Source organism: Gordonia polyisoprenivorans NBRC 16320 = JCM 10675 (assembly GCF_000241325.1).
Lineage (GTDB): Bacteria > Actinomycetota > Actinomycetes > Mycobacteriales > Mycobacteriaceae > Gordonia > Gordonia polyisoprenivorans.
In genome coordinates this window covers 362181-378951 of sequence record NZ_BAEI01000031.1, presented here as the reverse complement: position 1 = coordinate 378951, position 16771 = coordinate 362181, and the positions used below count along the sequence as shown (strand labels likewise).

Genomic DNA, 16771 nt, shown 5'->3' with positions numbered 1-16771 from the left:
GTGACGACGTGAGGGTGATGACGTGACGGTGACGGTGGTGATCGCCGACGATCAGACCGTGGTGCGCGAGGGCCTGCGGTCGATGCTCTCGCTGTTCGACACCATCGAGGTCCTCGGGGTGGCGGCCTCGGCCGAATCCGCCCTCGACCTCGTCGCCGGGACCGACCCCGACGTATTGCTCACCGACCTCCGCATGCCCGGTATCGGTGGCATCGAGGGAATACGACGGCTGCGCGCCGACGGATCACGCACTGCCGCAGTGGCGTTGACGACCTACGACGACGACACCACGATCGTCGAGGCCCTCGACGCCGGGGCCGTCGGATTCCTCAACAAGGACGCCGATCCCGAGGCCATCGAGGCGGCGGTGCTCGCCGCGGCCGGCGGTCGGTCGATGCTCGACGAGAAGGCGTTGCGCGCGGTCTTGTCCCACGAGCGGTCGGCTGCGCCGGCGGCACCGGCCGAGGCGCCCGACGGTCTCACCGAGCGTGAGGTGGAGGTGCTCGGCCTGATCGCGCAGGCGATGTCGAATCAACAGATCGCCGCCCACCTCGTCGTCGGCGTGAGCACCGTCAAAACCCACGTCAATCACCTGCTCGCCAAGACCGCGTGCCGCGACCGTGCGGCGCTGGTTGCCTACGCGTATCGGCACGGGCTCGTCTGAGCCCGCGAGGCGCTGCGAATCCGTGCCGACTTCGGGTTTGTGTGTCCTGCATGACACATGTCGTCGACGTCGACACACAAACACACCAGATCACCTCTCGCCGAGGGGGTCCCACGGGTTGATCACCACGATGCCGAGGTCAACGAAGTCGCCCACGTTGCGTGTGGCCAATTGCGCGTCGTGGGTCGCGCAGATCGCCGCGATCTGCGCGTCCGCCATGCTGATCGGCCGCCCGATCCGCTCACGCTCTGCGACGAGCGTCGCGTAGTGCGTCGCCGCGGAGAGATCGAACGGCAGGACCCGTCCGCGAAAGTCGTCGATCAGGAGTTCCTCGACGCGGGCACGGAGGTCTTGCTGCTTCCCCCCTTGCGCGAGACGCTCGATCCCGTACAACAGTTCGGCGGCCGTCACCGCGGTGGTCATGACGTCGGCCGATGGTGCGGCATCCACCCAGTCCAGTACGAGCTCGTTCGGATTCGAACGCATCAGTTCGGAGATGACGTTCGTATCGAGGATGATCATGTGAGATCGGGAGCACGCGGCGACTCGTTGCGCGGCGGCATTTCGACACCGTCGATGTCGGCCCCGGAGAAACGGCGCCGAATCCGCGTGCCCATGCCGATCCCGTCGTCCGGTCTCGTCAGTACATCCCGAAGGATCGCCCTGACCTCGGCTTCCATCGATCGCCCATGCTCGGCGGCACGCACCCGCAGCAGCGCTTTCAGGTCGTCGTCGAGGTCTCGGATCGTCACCGTCCCCATTGCCATCCCCCACATCGGTTTGACTGCAATGCAGTCAATGCTAGCAATGCCGGCACACATCCGCCGCACTCCTGCGCACACGCACGACGAACCGGTGTCGACGCCCTACGCCGACCCCACCAACACAGCGCCCATCCCGATCATGACCACGGCGACGACGGCGTCGAGGATGCGCCATGCGACAGGCTTGGCGAAGATCGGCGCCATGCGGCGACCGCCGCCGCCCAGGAGTGAGAACCAGATCAGGCTCGCACAGCAGGCTCCGATTGCGAAGGCCCACTTGCCATTTCCATGACTATTGGCGATGGCGCCCATGGTGAGCACGGTGTCGAGGTAGACGTGCGGATTGAGCCAGGTGAGGGCCAGCGCCGTGCCGATCGCCACCCAGCGACTCGCCGTGGTGACCTCGCCGGCATTGTCGACGATCGCCTCCCGACTGCGCAGGCAGCGTCGGGCGGCCATCAGCCCGAGCACGATCACATACGTCCCGCCGAGGTACTTGGCCGCGGTCACCACGCTCGGGTGGGCGCTCACGAGCGCACCGAGACCGGCCACTCCCGCGGTGATGAGCACGACGTCGGAGATCGCGCAGACCGCCACCACCGGGGCCACATGGACGCGTCGCACACCCTGCTGCAGAACGAAGATGTTCTGCGGTCCGATCGCGATGATCAGCCCGGCGCCGGTCAGCAGGCCGGCCAGTGCCGGCAGCAGGAATGCGTTCATGTCGACAACGCTAGGAGCGCGACAATCCGAAGGCCAGCGAATGTTTCTCATGAATCATTAGAGTGACTTCATATGGATGTCAGTCAGGACGGCCTGCAGACGCTGGCGACCGTGTTGCGGGCGGGCACTTTCGAGGCCGCAGCGGCGCAGTTACACGTCACGCCGTCGGCGATCAGCCAACGCATCAAGGCCATGGAGCACTCCGTCGGTCGGGTGCTGGTCCAGCGCACCAAACCGGTGCGGGCGACGCGCGACGGGGAGGTGCTGCTCCGTCTGGCCGAACAGTGGGAACTGTTGGCCACCGAGGCGCGCCTGGAGCTGACCGGCGTCACCTCCGACGGCGCGCACGACGACCAGCCCCTCGTGCACCTGCCGATCGCGGCCAACGCCGACTCACTGGCCACCTGGCTGCTGCCCGCGCTGGCCCGGTTCCACCACGGCCACCCGGCCGCCGTCGAGGTGATCCGCGACGACGAGAGCCGCAACGCCGACCATTTGCGGACCGGTGAGGTGCTGGGGGCGATCAGCTCGGTCCCGGACCGCATCCGCGGCTGCCGGATGCAGATGCTCGGCGTCATGCGCTACATCCCCGTCGCCACCCCGGACTACCTGGCCCGATGGATGCCGGACGGCCCGACCGAGGCCGCGCTGGCCCGGGCGCCGATGGTGCAATACGACCGCAGCGACAATCTGCAGCGCGAGGTACTGCGCATGCTCAGTCCAGCACCGGCCGATCCACCGGCGGTCTACATCCCGGCCTCCACCGAGTACCACCGAGCGGTCGAGTACGGGATGGGCTGGGGCGCGGTCCCGCGGGTGCAGATCGCCGACGCTCTCGACGCAGGACGCCTGGTCACCTTCACCGAACGGCGCGTCGACGTCCCGCTCTACTGGCAGTACTGGAAGCTCGCCTCGCCCCTGCTCTCGGCCCTGACGGAGTCGATCGTGGAGGCCGCCGCGGAGTTCCTCGGCGCGGCGGATCAGTCCTGATCGGACACCCTTGCGTGCTCGGCATCGACATACGCCGACGCCGACATCTCGTCGTGCATCACCGCGACGGCCGGCCCGGGAGTGGAGAGATCGAGCGGGTGATCGATCTCGTCACGCCACAGCTTGGCCGCGACGTAGAAGACCGCAGCGAACGGTACCGGCGCCAGCCCACACACCACGAACGTCGCGGTGAGTCCGATCGCGTGACTGACCGGGGCCGCCAACGCCATCGACACCGGCATCAGCACCACCGAGACGAAGAAGTCCAGACTGGCCACCCGGCCCAACAGCCCAGGCGGGACGCGACGCTGTAACAGCGTGCCCCACAACACCATCGGCCCGTCGAACAACACCCCCATGATGAATCCGGCGATGATGAACACCCAGGTGTGTCCGGCAACGCCCATGAGCACCAACGGAATCGACGACCAACCCCACAACCCGAACATCAACGTGAGGTATCGCCGCGGCATCGGGATCGAGGCGAACACCAGCGAGCTGATCGCGGCTCCGGCGCCGAAGGCCGCGAGCACCAGCGAATGGTCACCGGCACCGCCGTGCACCCGCTCCCGCAGGGCGAATGGGATGAGTACCTCGATCGGCCCCATCGTCGCCAGCACGAGAATGGTCGCGAAGAACAGCGTCGACCACAACCACGGGGTGCGCCACATGTAGGCGAATCCCTCGGCCAGATCGGTGACGATCGAGGCAATCGCGGGACCGCGCAAGGTGTTCGGGTCACGACGCAACGGCACCGGCCGCATCCGCAGATAACACAGGGCCGAACCCACGCTGGCCACCGCAGCAACCAGCGCCGCCTGGGCGGGGGCGGCCGCGGCGATCACCGCTCCGGCGATCATCGGGCCGGCCGCCTGGAACAGCACCGGCCGGACGATGCCCTCGATGCCGTTGGCGGCCTGCAGCTCATCGGCGGCGACGATGCCCGGCAACAACGCCGAATATGCCGGGTAGTACATGCCGGTGGTGATGCCGCCGAAGACGGCAGCCGCGGCCACGATGGGCATCGTCAGGACGCCGCCGATCGCGCAGAACGCCACGATCGCGAAGACCGCCATCTTGACGATCTCGAGCCCGATGATGATGGAACGCTGCGACACCCGGTCTGCGAGCACGCCGCCGGCCAGCGTCGAGATCACCATGCCGACCGCGGCCAAGCCGGTCGCCAGCGACACCTGGCCCGGTCCCCCGCCGAGACCGATGACCTGCCAGACCAGCGTGATCGTCCACACGCCATCGGAGAACAAAGCAAACATCAGGCCCGCCGCCAGCAACCGATACTGCCCACCGCCGAAGGGGCGCAGCGCGCGCGGCAGGGCGGACGTCGACGAACTCACCTCACGAGCTTGCCCGACGCCGGGCATCGGCGGCCACCGATTTTTCGTGGCGCGCGGCTCAGCTCGCGCGGCGTGAGGTCTTCTTCGCCGCGGTCTTCGACTCGTCGTCGGACCCTGACGACGCCGCCTTCTTGGCCGGCGCCTTCTTCGCTGCGGCCTTCTTGGCCGGCGCCTTCTTTGCGGCCGCCTTCTTCGCCGGAGCCTTCTTGGCGGCCTTCTTCGCGGGCGCCTTCGATACCCCGGAGTCGTCGGACTCCTCGGCCGTACCGCGGTCCTTGACCGATGCCCGCAGCGCGGCGAGCAGGTCGGCGACCTCGGAGTCCTCGTCCTCGGTGGAGTCCTCCTCGGCTTCCGGGAATGCCTCGGAGCCATCGGATTTCGCGTCGATCAGCTTCGCCAGCTCTTCCTGGTAGGTGTCGGAGAACTCGCTCGGGTCGTAGTCCTGCGCCATCGAATCGATCAACGAGGACGCCATCTTCAGTTCCTGGTCCCGGATCTCGACGTCGTCGTCGAGGAACCCGAAATCGGGCTTGCGGACCTCATCGGGCCACAACAGCGTCTGCAGCGTCATCACACCGGGCTCGATGACCCGCAGCGCCGCCATCCGCGTCCGGTTGCGCAGCGTGAACGATGCGATGGCGAGCCGGTCGGTCTCCTGCAGGGCGCGGGCGAGCAAGACGTAGGCCTTCGGTGACTTCGACGACGGTTCGAGATAGTAGGGCTTGTCGAAGTAGATCGGATCGACCTGCTCGACCGGCACGAATTCCAGGATCGAGATCTCCGGGCTCTTCTGCACGGGCAGGGACGCGAGATCGTCCTTGGTGAGGATCACCGTGTCGCCCGCGGAGGATTCGTAGGCATTGGCGATGTCGGAGAACTCGACCTCGGTGTCGGTGCCCTCCCGGACCCGTCGATAACGGATGCGGGTGCCGTCAGACGAGTCGACCTGATACGACTTCCGGTCGTGGCTTTCCGTGGCCGAATAGACCTTGACCGGCACGTTGACCAGACCAAAGCTCAGATCGCCCTTCCAGATCGAGCGCATGGTCGCCATTGTGCCATCCTCACCCGGTCTCTGCGGGTCCCACGCCCATCTCGAGGACGTGGCAGGCTTGAACCATGGCGTCCGGGCAGACACTCGAGGTGGATGGGCACACCATCTCGGTGACCAACCTGGCCAAGGTGCTCTACCCGTCGACCGGCACCCGCAAGTTCGACGTCATCGACTATTACGCGCGGATCGCCGAGGTGATGCTCCCGCATCTGGCCGATCGTCTCGTCACCCGCAAACGCTGGCCCAATGGCGTCGAGTCCACCCCGTTCTTCGAGAAGTCGGTTCCCGAGGGCATCCCCGACTGGGTGACCCGGCGCGGAGTCGAACACAGCAGTCGGATCATCGAATACGTCGTGGCCGATTCACCCGCAACACTGGTGTGGCTCGCACAGATGGCAGCACTCGAGTTGCATACGCCACAATGGCGACTGCCGCGAGACGACGCGCTCGCCGACTTCGCCGCCGAGGGCCCCAAGGCCAACCGACTCGTCCTCGACCTCGATCCGGGGCCCGGGGTCACCCTCGCCGAGTGCGGTGAGGTCGCCCGCGACATCCACGACATGCTCGACGCCGCCGGACTGGACTCGTATCCGGTCACCAGTGGCGGCAAGGGAATTCACGTGTATGCGAGGTTCCCGACGCCGGTGTCGGCGGATTCGGCGCGAACGGTCGCCAAGCAGATCGCGACCTCGTTGGCCCAGCAACAGCCCGATCGGGTCACCGCGATCATGGCGAAATCCGAACGGCCCCACAAGGTGTTCATCGACTGGAGCCAGAACAGCGCGTCCAAGACCACCCTCGCTCCGTATTCGCTGCGGGGCCGCGAACAGCCCTGGGTGGCCGCACCGCGGACGTGGGACGAGATGGCCGATCCCGATCTGACGCAGCTGCTCTACACCGAGGTCCTCGAGCGGATCGAAGAGTGGGGCGATCTCCTCGACGGACTCGACGACGACGGGGTCCCAGCCGACCCGGAGGAGTCGGGTGATTCGGCTGCCGATGCGGCACAACCGGAGTCGGTCTCCGCCGAGGGCGGCCAGGTGATCAACCTGCGCGAGTACCGGCGCAAGCGCAACGCCGCGGTCACCCCGGAGCCCTTCGGTGACACGAAGTTCAGGGACAACGAATTCACGAAGTCACGATCCGGGGTGGACGGGGCCCGGGTGTCGGGAGAGAACGAGCCGGGTGGGCCGATCTTCGTGATCCAAGAACATCACGCCCGGCGCCTGCATTACGACTTCCGGCTCGAACACGATGGCGTGCTGGTGAGTTGGGCAGTACCGAAGAACCTGCCCGACGATCCCGACCAGAACCGCCTCGCCGTGCAGACCGAGGACCATCCGATGGATTACGCCGACTTCGCCGGCGACATCCCGGCCGGTGAGTACGGCGGCGGGCACGTCGAGATCTGGGATCGCGGTACCTACGAGACCGAGAAATGGCGTGACGACGAGATCATCGTCCGGCTGCACGGTGAACGCGTCCAGGGCCGGTACGCGTTGATCAAGACCGGCGACAAGAATTGGCTCGCCCACCTGATGAGCGACGAACCACGACCGATCCTGCCGGAGAGTTTGCGTGATCCGCGCCCGATGCTGGCAACCGATGAATCCATCGAGAAGCTCGACTCGAAGGACTGGGCCTTCGAGGGCAAGTGGGACGGTTATCGCCTCCTGGTTCGTTATATCGGCGGCGAATTCCGGCTCACCTCGCGCTCCGGCCTGGACATGACCGCCGACTTTCCCGAACTCGCTTGCATCACCGACGAACTCGGGCTCATCGACGTCGTACTGGACGGGGAGGTCGTCGCCCTCGACGCCACCGGCCGCACCAATTTCACGCTGCTCGCCGGACGCCGATCGGCCGACGACGAGGTCACCCTCAAGCTGTACCTGTTCGACCTGCTCTACCTCAACGGGACGTCGCTGCTGCGCAAACCGTGGTCGCAGCGGCGCGAGCTACTCGAGGAGCTCGCCCCGGCCTTCCGGCGATCCCGTTACGTCGAGGTACCGCCACTGCTACCCGGGCCGGGCGCCGCGGCCGCCGAGTACAGCCGTGAACATGGGATGGAAGGCGTTGTCGCAAAACGTCGTTCGTCGACCTATCAGCAGGGCCGGCGATCGAATTCGTGGCTCAAGCACAAGAACTGGAGCGACATCGAAGTCGTGATCGGCGGATGGCGGCCGGGCCGTGGGAACCGTGCGCACACCATCGGCTCGCTGCTGCTCGGCCTGCCCGAGGAGACCGGATTGCGCTACGTGGGGCGGGTCGGCACCGGCTTCACCGAATCCCAGCTGAGTGCTCTCGCAGAAGAACTCGAGCCGCTGACCATCCGGCGGTCGCCGTTTCTGGACAAACTGGACCGGCCGGTCGCGGCGAATGCGGTGTGGGTGCTGCCGAAGATCGTGGGCGAGGTGCGCTTCATGGACTGGACGAGCACCGGCCATCTACGACATCCGAGCTGGCGGGGAATCCGGCGCGACAAACTCCCCGGCGACCTCTGACACACCCCTCAATCCACTCTGATCGAAAGGACAACGATGACCGAGACCACCGGAGAGATGATCACCATCACTGCGGCCGACGGGCCCGCCGAGGCGTACATGGCGCGGCCGGTGTCGGCCGACGCCGACGCCACCTGGCCCGGAGTGCTGTTTCTCATCGACGCGATCGGTCTGCGTCCGCAGATCGAGACGATGGTCGATCGGATCGCCTCGTGGGGCTATGTGGTGTTGGCGCCCAACCTGTTCTATCGCAGCGGAAGTGCCGCCGAAACCTCTCCGGATGGGCCGCTCCTCGACGATGACAGCCGCGCCGCCTTCTTCGCCGGAGTGCGACCCCGGATGCAGGCACTCACCACCGACCTCGCCCGGCGTGATCTCGCCGCGTACCTCGATGCGCTGCACGCGCTACCCGGGGTGCGCCCGGGGTCCGTCGGTACGACCGGGTACTGCATGGGCGGACGGCTGGCGTTGTTGGCCGCGGCCACACGTCCCGATGATGTTGCCGCCGTGGGCATGTTCCACACCGGCGGTGTGGTGACCGACGCTGCAGACAGCCCGCATCTGTCACTGCCCGACGTGCGCGCCGAGGTCCTCGCGGTCCACGCCGATCATGATCAGTCGATGCCCCCGGAGGCCATCGCCCAGTTCGAGCACGCGCTGACCTCGAGCGGCGTGATCCATCATGCGAGCGTGTATCCCGGTGCGGCGCACGGCTACACGATGGCCGACACCGCACCGTACAACCACGACGCCGCCGAGTACCACTACGCCGAGCTACAGAAGCTGTTCGACCGTACGCTGCACTGAGCCCGCGCCGAACGTCACAACCCCTGACGTTCCCGCTGGCCTGCGACGAAACGCGTGGCCATCGTCTGCATGAGCCCCGGTGAGATCCGCGAGAACCGCCAGGCCATCCGGGCCTGCGCGGGCACCACGAGCAGCGGTTGATTGCGCCCGATCGCCCGAAGGGTGTCCGACGCCAGGCGATCCGCCGGATACGGCGTCCGAATCCCTTGACCCGACAGGTAATACGTCCGCCCGGTGAAGCCACCGACGCCGTCGGCGTCGAGCATCGGCGTTTCCACCGCGGCCGGGCAGACCACGAGCACACCCACCCCGTGCGCGGCGGCCTCGGTCCGCAACGCCAGCGACAATCCGACGATCGCGTGCTTACTCATCACGTAGCTCGTGAGCAAGCCGGCCGCGGTGAGCCCGGCCATCGACGCGGTGTTGACGATGTGGCCCGATCCCTGCCGGATCATGTGCGGATATGCCGCGGTGACACCGTGTACGACGCCGCGGATGTTGACGTCAATGACCGCATCCCACTGCTCGGCGGTGAGTTCCTCGGTGTTGCCGCCCAGTGCGATCCCGGCATTGTTGAACATCAGATCGATGCGTCCGTGGTCGGCGACCACCGAGTTCACGACGGACCGTACGGCGTCGGCGTCGGTGACGTCGAGACCGACGGCGCGGGCGTGTTCCGATCCGGTCGATTGCGCTGTTCTCGTCGCTGCCTGCTCGTCGATGTCGGCGCACCACACGTGGGCGCCGGCACTCGCGAGAGCCCGGGTGAAGGCCGCGCCGATCCCCGACCCGCCGCCGGTGACGACGGCTGTTCGGCCCGCGAACGCGTGATCGTCTCGATCTGCCTGCCGACGTCGCCTCATCGGCCAACCTTGACAGTGGGCGCATCCAGTGTCAATGACGTGGGTGCTCTCCGACACACCCGGCGCTGCGCGTTCGCCCCTCGGCGCGCTCGCGTGATCTGATGCGGCTAGCCTCAGGGTCAGTCGACAAGGGAGTGTGAGTGTTCGTCGTTGCCCATATCAGCGACCTCCATTTCAACGGAACACGGTTCAACCGTGCCCGGATCGAGTCGACCCTGAGCTACCTCAACGCGCGTGCCGACGGCATCGACGCGTTACTGGTCACCGGTGACATCGCCGATGAGGGCACGCCACGCGAGTACGTCGAGGCCTACCGCGTCCTGGACTCACCGCTGCCGACGCTGGTCACCGTCGGCAACCACGACCTGCGCGAGAACTACAGCGAGGTACTCGGCAACGAGCGCAGCACGGCACCGGTCAACTCCTCGTTGCTGGTCGACGACGTGCTGCTGCTGTCGGTGGACAGTTCCATCCCCGGTCGCAACGATGGCTACCTCGACGACGAGACCCTCACGTGGATGTCGGCGCAGATCGACGCCGCCGGCGCCGACACCCGCGTCCTGGTGGCCTTTCACCATCCCCCCGTCACCATCGGCATGACCTTCATGGACACGATCCGCCAAACCGGTGAGGAACGTCTGGCCGAGCTTGTCGCGACCCACCCGAACATCGTCGGCTTCGTTTGCGGTCATGCACATTCGGCGTGCGTCACCCGCTTCGCCGACCGGCCCCTGGCCATCGCCCCGGGCGTCGCCTCCACGCTGAACCTCCCGTTCGAAGGCACCGAGATCATCAACCGAGGCCAGCCACCGGGCATCGCATTCCACCTGATCGACGGCGACCGCCTCATCACCCATTTCCGCTCGGTGATGTTCTGAGCCTGCCATCGATGGGTGAGGCGTGACGTCCCCCGATGGTCGATGCGTATCCCCCGATGGTCGAGGTGCGAGCCGCGTGCGGCGAGCCTCGAGACCACTTGCCACAGAGCCGGTTCCGACACCAGGCACGCCGAATACTCTTCAGCACAAGAGGTCTCGAGGCTCCGTCGCTAACGCTCCTCCACACCTCGACCACCGGGAGAAGCCCCCGATGGTCGAGGTGCGAGCCGCATGCGGCGAGCCTCGAGACCGCCTGCCACGGTGCCGGTTCCGACATCACGCACACCGAATACCCTTCAGCACAAGAGGTCTCGAGGCTCCGTCGCTAACGCTCCTCCACACCTCGACCACCGGGAGAAGCCCCCGATGGTCGAGGTGCGAGCCGCGTGCGGCGAGCCTCGAGACCGCTTGCCACGGTGCTGGTTTCGGATCACTAGTGGTCGACGACCGGCTCACGCTCCAGCATACGGCTGACGTGGTGTCCCACGCCGGCGGCGTGCAGCCCGGTCTGCGACACCTCGTAGACGCGGCCGGACCGGATGTCGAAGTACAGACCGATGATCCGCAGGGAGGATTCGGCGGCGGCGCGGCCGGCGAGGTGGTGCCGGCTCAGGGTCTCGACCTGTTTGGCGACGTTGACAACGGCGAGCTGGTCGATCTCGGTGAAACCCATGGCGGCAGCGGCCCGTCCGGCCGGATGCCCCAGACGCATCGCGCTCACACTGGGCACCCCGTGGCGCAACCACCGGGCGATCGACGTATCGGCGGGAGCGGAATCGGCCTGCTGATGCAACGCCCGCATCGCGCCGCAGGACGAATGTCCGCACACCACCACCGAACTGACGCCGACCTCGGTGATCGCGAAGTCCAGGGCGGCCTCGATCGAGCAGTCCGCGTGATCACCGGTCGGCACCAGGTTGCCGACGTTGCGCAGGGTGAACAGGTCACCTGGGCCGCTCGAGGTGATGATGTTGGGCATGATCCGAGAATCGGCACAGGTCAGGAAGAACGCGTCCGGCTCCTGATAGTCCACGACGTCGGACAGGTGGCCGCGCAGGACCTCGGCGTGATCGCGGTGGTACTCGGTGACACCGGCCATGATCGAGCGCAACGGCGCCGGAACCTCGGCGACCTGCTCGTCGTCGGCGACGGAGGATCGACTACGCCACGGGGTCAGGCCGACGATGCCGCCGGTGTGGCGTCGCGGCGGAGCCTGCCAAGCGTGTTCGATTCGGGCACGGCCACGTTCGAGGATGATCACCTCACCACCGGCCGCGCGGCGGGCCCGAATCCAGTCCTCGAGCATTTCCGATGCGGCGTGGTCGAGGAAGTCGGTATCGAGTTCGATCGTGACGGGTGCACCCTCCGGAATGCGGCGCAGCAGGCTGTTCATCCGGGGCAGCGACACGAAGCTCAGCGAGCCTCGCACTCGGACGATGTGGCGGCCGTCGGGCTGCTCCTCGGTGTGGGTGTCGGGGCGGATGACGCGCCACAGCACCAGGATGACGGCCAGCGCCAGACCGATGGCGACGCCCTCGAGCAGATTGAGGAACACCACGGCCGTCACCGTGACGCCGTAGACCCACAGATCCCCGGTTCGCAGAGCGGTTTTCATGTGCGCGAGCTTGACCAGCTGCATGCCGATGACGACGAGCAATCCGGCGAGCGCGGCGGTCGGGATCTGCTCGACGAGCGCGGTGAGGAAGACCGCGAAGACGAACACCCACACCCCGTGCAGGATCGCCGACCACCGCGTCCGCGCTCCGGTCGCGACGTTGGTGGAGCTGCGCACGATCACACCGGTGACCGGCAGTCCACCGAGCACACCCGACACCATGTTCGCGCTACCCTGCCCGAGCAGTTCTCGGTTGAAGTTGCTGCGCGGACCGTCGTGCATCTTGTCCACGGCGACCGCCGACAGCAGCGACTCGACACTGGCGATCAGGGCCACCGTCAACACGCCCAGAATGAATGCCGACCAGTTCCCGGTGGGGAGCTCGGGAAGCGCAATGGACTCGAAGAAGTTGCCGTCCAGCGTGATTCGTTTGACGTCGAGGCCGGCGATCAGCGCCACCAGGGTGGCGAGGACGATCGCGCCGAGCGGCCCGGGGATCTTGCGGACGGTCGCGGGCAGCCGTGGCCACGCCAGCAACGCGGCGATGACGAGAAGCCCGATCGACGCCTCCGCGACGTTCACGTCGATCAATTGATCAGGTAATCCGGTGATGTTGGCGACCGCCGAACTCGACGAATTCCCGCCGAGCAACACATGGATCTGCTGCAGGGCGATGGTGATTCCGATTCCGGCGAGCATTGCGTGCACCACGACGGGAGCGATCGCCAACGCGGCACCGGCTATTCGACTGAGCCCGAACAGGATCTGCAGCACCCCGGCACAGACCGTGATCGCGCAGGTGACCTTCCATCCGAAGTTGGCGACGAGCTCGGCAACCACCACCGTCAACCCGGCCGCCGGACCCGAAACCTGAAGGGGGCTACCGCCGATCGCGCCGGCGACCACACCGCCGACGACTGCTGCGATGAGCCCGGCCATCACCGGGGCACCCGAGGCGATCGCGATTCCGATCGACAGTGGCAATGCCACGAGGAACACCACGAGCGACGCCGGTAGGTCGTACCGGATCACTTCTCGTATGTCCGGCCCGGAATGTGTGTGCGATCGATCCCCGATTTTTGGCATGAATCCGAAAGTACCGATAGCGGGTTACGTCCGTGTTGACCGATACGGGCGAAATAGGGTGAGAACAGCCGAAATACGGTGACGATTGTGTTTGACGTCACCGTAATTCGGGCTCGTGATATGAGATTGGCGTCGCGAAGGCGACAAACAAAAGAATGCTTTGTATCAATTCCGTCGACGGAGTCCGACGACGGTGAGCAATTCGGGCCGACGCAATACCAGGCCGACCCACAGCAGCACCCCGAGATATACCGCGAACAAGGTACTGCTGAACAAGGGCGACTCGATGCGCATGTTCGCCGTGACCGCTCCTCCGAGGTACGCGGTCAGCCCGAGGGCCCCGAGAACGGCGGTACGCGGGACGAGGAAGACGATCAGGCACACGGCGAGAACGATTCCCATCACGGTCGCCTGTCCGATCGGAAAGCCCAGCGACGCCATCGAGTCGACGACGGCCTGGGGCCGGGTCAGTTTGCCTGCGACGTCGAAAACCAGGAACGCTGTCACCACGACGGTGATGACGATCCCGACGATACGAGCGGGTCGTCGCGATTCGGTGGTGGCGTCGGGGGTGGCGGTGGTGCCGACGGCGGTGGTCGAGTCGATGGCGTTCATGATGTCCTCCTGGGTGGTCAACCCCGCCCTGGTGGGGGTTGGTACCACTAGAGACACCTCGGCACTCCCGAACTCATCGGTCGACCGACCGCGCTACTGTCCGCCGCTCGACCCCGACTCCAGTAGCTGCTTGAGGATCTTGCCGCCGATGTCGTCGATGAGACCCGGTCCGACGTCGGGTAGCTGATCCGAGGGGAGTAGCGGGGTTCGGCTCGCCGGGATGCCCGCGGTGCGCGTGGCCTCGACGCGGATACCTGTCTGCTTGTCCTTGGGTAGCGGTGTCGCGTTCTTCGCGAGATCGGTGTCGGTGGTGATGGATTGCACCACACGCAGCCCGGTCGCAGCGAAATCGGCCGCCGCGCGACGGATGTGGTTGGGCGAGGTGGCCAGAACCACGTCGCTGATGCCGCGTGCGGCCAGGAGCTTGGCGGTGTTCTGCGCGTTGGCGACAGTGGATACCGAGGAGTCCTCGGTGAGGATGCGCGAGGCATCGATCCCGTTGTCGGTCAGCCACTTCTTCATCACCGCAGCCTCGGTGACCCCGTTCTGCGGCTTGCCGCCGGTGACGACGATCGGGGCTGTCGGAATCGCTGCCGCCTCGGCCTTGCCTGCAGCGAGGCGCTTGATCAGCTCCGGTGCGGGCTTGCCCTGTGGCGACAGCCCGAAGCCGAGGATGACGATGGCCGGGTTTCCCGACACCGTCGTGGGTTCGGTGCTCGGCACGATGGCCGCGGCCGCGGTGACCCCGTCGATGATGGAACGAGCGGTCTTGGCCAGCAACGGATTGATCACCGACAATCGATTCACCGCCGCCTTCCCGACCGCGATGTCCGACACCTGATCGGCCCAGATGGCTTGCAGCGCCAGCGATTGCCCGTCGGCCGGCGACAGTGTCAGCGCCTGCTGCAGGTCGGTGAGACCGGCCGGCACGTCGCCGGCGGAGAACTTCTGCTGCGCGGCGTTGTAGAGGGTGGCCGGGTCGACACTGACCGCTGCTGTCGTCAGGTGATGCTCCGACGACGACGGCAGGGTACCGACGACGACACCGGTGATCGCCGACGCCGCCAGGACGACGACCGTGGTTCGACGGAACCTTCTTTTCACTCTGGTCACACCAGTCACTGGAGTAACAGTAGGGCCAGGTGGGTGCTGCTGCCAGCCGGAGCCGGTCTCATCTCGATAACCGTCGGTCTCGGTTCGACAACACCGACACACGACAGCACCGACACACGACAGCACCGACACACGACGACGCCCCGCCCGGGTGACACCGCGTCTGTCATGACTCGCGGGGTCGCTCCGCAGGCGGGGCGTCGGGAAAATGCGGTCAGGGCTCCTTACAGAGCCTTGAGCTCCTCGATGACCGAGTCGACGGACTTCTTGGCGTCGCCGAACAGCATGGAGGTGTGATCGAGATAGAACAGCGGGTTCTCGATGCCGGCGTACCCGGAACTCATGCCGCGCTTGAGCACGATCACCGATCGCGCCTGGTCGACGTTGAGGATCGGCATGCCGTGGATCGGGGAGCCCGGATCGTTGCGCGCCGCCGGGTTGGTGACGTCGTTGGCGCCGATCACGATCGCGACATCGGTGCGAGCGAACTCGCCGTTGATGTCGTCCATCTCCTTCATCGCGTCGTAGGGCACATCCGCTTCTGCCAGAAGCACATTCATGTGTCCGGGCATACGGCCGGCGACTGGGTGGATGGCGTACTTGACCTCGACGCCCTTGGCCTCGAGCAGGGTCGCCATCTCCTTGACGGTGTGCTGGGCCTGCGCGACCGCGAGACCGTAACCCGGCACCACGATCACCTGGTTGGCGTAGGCCATCTGGATCGCGGCGTCGGCGGCCGAGGTCGCCTTGACCGTGCCGCCCTCGGCTCCCCCGCCACCGACGCCGGCGTCGTCACCGCCGCCGAACGCGCCGAAGATGATGGCCGGGATCGACCGGTTCATCGCCTTGGCCATCAGGTTGGTGAGAATCGACCCCGAGGCACCGACGATCATGCCGGCCACGATCATCGCCTGATTGTTGAGCGCGAGACCCGCGGCCGCTGCCGACAGACCCGTCATCGCGTTGAGCAGCGAGATGACCACCGGCATGTCGGCGCCGCCGATCGGGAACACCACGAACAGGCCCATCACACCGGCGACGACGAGCAACGCCACGATCCAATACCACGGCGTGGCCGACGTCGAATCGGCCGAGACACCGATGTAGACGGCGATCGCGATGGCCGCGATGGCCAGCACGATGTTGGCGAACTGGAAGGCCTTGGCGGCCTTGACCAACTTCTTCTCGAAGTTCTTGTTCAGCAGCTCCTGCAGCTTCGCGAACGCCACCAGCGAACCCCAGAACGAGATCGAACCGATGATCGCCGCGAACAGCGACCCGACGATGACGTGCACGTCGGGTGTCTCGTGCAGGTGGGTGAAGCCATCGGACTCGATGTACTCCGACCACGCGATCAACGCGACGGTGCCACCGCCGACGCCGTTGAACAGCGCCACCAGCTGCGGCATCGCGGTCATCTTGGTCTTGAGCGCCGGCGGAATGCCCAGCACCACACCGACCACCAGGCCGACGACGATCAGAATCCAGTTGATACCCGGCACCCCGGCATCGCCGGCGTTGTTGTAGACGCCGAGCAGGGTCGCGACGATGGCGATCCCCATACCGACCGCGGCGATCCAGTTGCCACGCACCGCGGTCTTCGGACCGGTCAAGCCCATCAGACCGTAGATGAACAGGGAGAACGCGACGATGTAGAGGGCGGTGACGCCGTACCCGAGGGCCTCGGAGACCTGCCCGGAGTCGCCGCTGAAGTTGGCAACCGCCGGAATGTAGGGAACG

15 protein-coding genes are annotated in these 16771 nt (G+C 66.4%); 5 read left to right on the top strand and 10 right to left on the bottom strand.

Annotated features, from left to right (window positions below):
* The first annotated feature begins 22 nt into the window (after positions 1 to 22).
* A complete protein-coding gene (locus GOPIP_RS09130) occupies positions 23 to 664 on the top strand; it encodes a response regulator (protein WP_006369354.1) in 642 nt (213 codons plus the stop codon).
* A gap of 90 nt (positions 665 to 754) precedes the next feature.
* Here GOPIP_RS09130 and GOPIP_RS09125 read toward each other — a convergent pair whose 3' ends face one another.
* The 3 genes from GOPIP_RS09125 to GOPIP_RS09115 all read right to left on the bottom strand — a co-directional run bounded on the left by GOPIP_RS09125 (position 755) and on the right by GOPIP_RS09115 (position 2151).
* Positions 755 to 1186: a type II toxin-antitoxin system VapC family toxin gene (locus GOPIP_RS09125; RefSeq protein WP_006369353.1), complete on the bottom strand. Its 432-nt coding sequence runs from the start codon at positions 1184 to 1186 to the stop codon at positions 755 to 757.
* Complete coding sequence (locus tag GOPIP_RS09120) at positions 1183 to 1431, bottom strand: FitA-like ribbon-helix-helix domain-containing protein (RefSeq protein WP_238534835.1); 249 nt, start codon at positions 1429 to 1431, stop codon at positions 1183 to 1185. Before GOPIP_RS09120 ends, GOPIP_RS09125 begins: the two co-directional genes overlap by 4 nt.
* Positions 1432 to 1530: 99 nt before the next feature.
* On the bottom strand, positions 1531 to 2151 hold the full coding sequence (locus GOPIP_RS09115) for a LysE/ArgO family amino acid transporter (RefSeq protein WP_006369351.1): 621 nt from the start codon (positions 2149 to 2151) through the stop codon (positions 1531 to 1533).
* A gap of 72 nt (positions 2152 to 2223) precedes the next feature.
* Between GOPIP_RS09115 and GOPIP_RS09110 the strand changes: the two genes are divergently transcribed.
* Entirely contained in the window at positions 2224 to 3141 is a 918-nt protein-coding gene (locus GOPIP_RS09110) for a LysR family transcriptional regulator ArgP (protein WP_006369350.1), read from the top strand.
* Here GOPIP_RS09110 and GOPIP_RS09105 read toward each other — a convergent pair.
* Both GOPIP_RS09105 and ku read right to left on the bottom strand, forming a co-directional pair.
* A complete protein-coding gene (locus GOPIP_RS09105; protein ID WP_014358579.1) occupies positions 3132 to 4523 on the bottom strand; it encodes an MFS transporter in 1392 nt (463 codons plus the stop codon). The genes GOPIP_RS09110 and GOPIP_RS09105 overlap by 10 nt on opposite strands.
* 31 nt (positions 4524 to 4554) lie before the next feature.
* On the bottom strand, positions 4555 to 5541 hold the full coding sequence (ku, locus tag GOPIP_RS09100; protein WP_444542625.1) for a non-homologous end joining protein Ku: 987 nt from the start codon (positions 5539 to 5541) through the stop codon (positions 4555 to 4557).
* A 74-nt stretch (positions 5542 to 5615) separates the two neighbouring features.
* Here ku and GOPIP_RS09095 point away from each other — a divergent pair, with 74 nt between their 5' ends.
* Together GOPIP_RS09095 and GOPIP_RS09090 are read left to right on the top strand one after the other, a co-directional pair.
* Positions 5616 to 8054 (top strand): ATP-dependent DNA ligase, encoded by a 2439-nt coding sequence (locus GOPIP_RS09095; RefSeq protein WP_006369347.1) that lies wholly within the window; start codon positions 5616 to 5618, stop codon positions 8052 to 8054.
* A 36-nt stretch (positions 8055 to 8090) separates the two neighbouring features.
* A complete protein-coding gene (locus GOPIP_RS09090; RefSeq protein ID WP_006369346.1) occupies positions 8091 to 8861 on the top strand; it encodes a dienelactone hydrolase family protein in 771 nt (256 codons plus the stop codon).
* Positions 8862 to 8875: 14 nt separating this feature from the next.
* On the opposite strand, the gene GOPIP_RS09085 is transcribed toward GOPIP_RS09090, so the two are convergent.
* Entirely contained in the window at positions 8876 to 9724 is an 849-nt protein-coding gene (locus tag GOPIP_RS09085; protein ID WP_006369345.1) for an SDR family NAD(P)-dependent oxidoreductase, read from the bottom strand.
* A 140-nt stretch (positions 9725 to 9864) separates the two neighbouring features.
* Between GOPIP_RS09085 and GOPIP_RS09080 the strand changes: the two genes are divergently transcribed.
* Complete coding sequence (locus GOPIP_RS09080; RefSeq protein ID WP_006369343.1) at positions 9865 to 10602, top strand: metallophosphoesterase; 738 nt, start codon at positions 9865 to 9867, stop codon at positions 10600 to 10602.
* Between the two features lie 433 nt (positions 10603 to 11035).
* Here the strand turns inward: GOPIP_RS09080 and GOPIP_RS09075 are convergent, their stop codons facing one another.
* The 4 genes from GOPIP_RS09075 to GOPIP_RS09060 form a co-directional block, all read right to left on the bottom strand.
* On the bottom strand, positions 11036 to 13303 hold the full coding sequence (locus tag GOPIP_RS09075) for a solute carrier family 23 protein (RefSeq protein WP_210738959.1): 2268 nt from the start codon (positions 13301 to 13303) through the stop codon (positions 11036 to 11038).
* Between the two features lie 165 nt (positions 13304 to 13468).
* Positions 13469 to 13918, bottom strand: a complete 450-nt coding sequence (locus GOPIP_RS09070) for a DoxX family protein (protein WP_006369339.1) — start codon at positions 13916 to 13918, stop codon at positions 13469 to 13471.
* 93 nt (positions 13919 to 14011) lie between these two features.
* Entirely contained in the window at positions 14012 to 15031 is a 1020-nt protein-coding gene (locus GOPIP_RS09065) for a YdcF family protein (RefSeq protein ID WP_035727552.1), read from the bottom strand.
* 224 nt (positions 15032 to 15255) lie between these two features.
* A complete protein-coding gene (locus GOPIP_RS09060; protein ID WP_050955249.1) occupies positions 15256 to 16761 on the bottom strand; it encodes an NAD(P)(+) transhydrogenase (Re/Si-specific) subunit beta in 1506 nt (501 codons plus the stop codon).
* Between the last annotated feature and the right edge of the window lie 10 nt (positions 16762 to 16771).

What these genes read in the sequence shown, in the direction of transcription:
- GOPIP_RS09125 (WP_006369353.1), bottom strand. Translation starts at nt 1,186, where the DNA reads ATGATCATCCTCGATACGAACGTCATCTCCGAACTGATGCGTTCGAAT.
- GOPIP_RS09120 (WP_238534835.1), bottom strand. Translation starts at nt 1,431, where the DNA reads ATGGCAATGGGGACGGTGACGATCCGAGACCTCGACGACGACCTGAAA.
- GOPIP_RS09115 (WP_006369351.1), bottom strand. Translation starts at nt 2,151, where the DNA reads ATGAACGCATTCCTGCTGCCGGCACTGGCCGGCCTGCTGACCGGCGCC.
- GOPIP_RS09110 (WP_006369350.1), top strand. Translation starts at nt 2,224, where the DNA reads ATGGATGTCAGTCAGGACGGCCTGCAGACGCTGGCGACCGTGTTGCGG.
- GOPIP_RS09105 (WP_014358579.1), bottom strand. Translation starts at nt 4,523, where the DNA reads ATGCCCGGCGTCGGGCAAGCTCGTGAGGTGAGTTCGTCGACGTCCGCC.
- ku (WP_444542625.1), bottom strand. Translation starts at nt 5,541, where the DNA reads ATGCGCTCGATCTGGAAGGGCGATCTGAGCTTTGGTCTGGTCAACGTG.
- GOPIP_RS09095 (WP_006369347.1), top strand. Translation starts at nt 5,616, where the DNA reads ATGGCGTCCGGGCAGACACTCGAGGTGGATGGGCACACCATCTCGGTG.
- GOPIP_RS09090 (WP_006369346.1), top strand. Translation starts at nt 8,091, where the DNA reads ATGACCGAGACCACCGGAGAGATGATCACCATCACTGCGGCCGACGGG.
- GOPIP_RS09085 (WP_006369345.1), bottom strand. Translation starts at nt 9,724, where the DNA reads ATGAGGCGACGTCGGCAGGCAGATCGAGACGATCACGCGTTCGCGGGC.
- GOPIP_RS09075 (WP_210738959.1), bottom strand. Translation starts at nt 13,303, where the DNA reads ATGCCAAAAATCGGGGATCGATCGCACACACATTCCGGGCCGGACATA.
- GOPIP_RS09070 (WP_006369339.1), bottom strand. Translation starts at nt 13,918, where the DNA reads ATGAACGCCATCGACTCGACCACCGCCGTCGGCACCACCGCCACCCCC.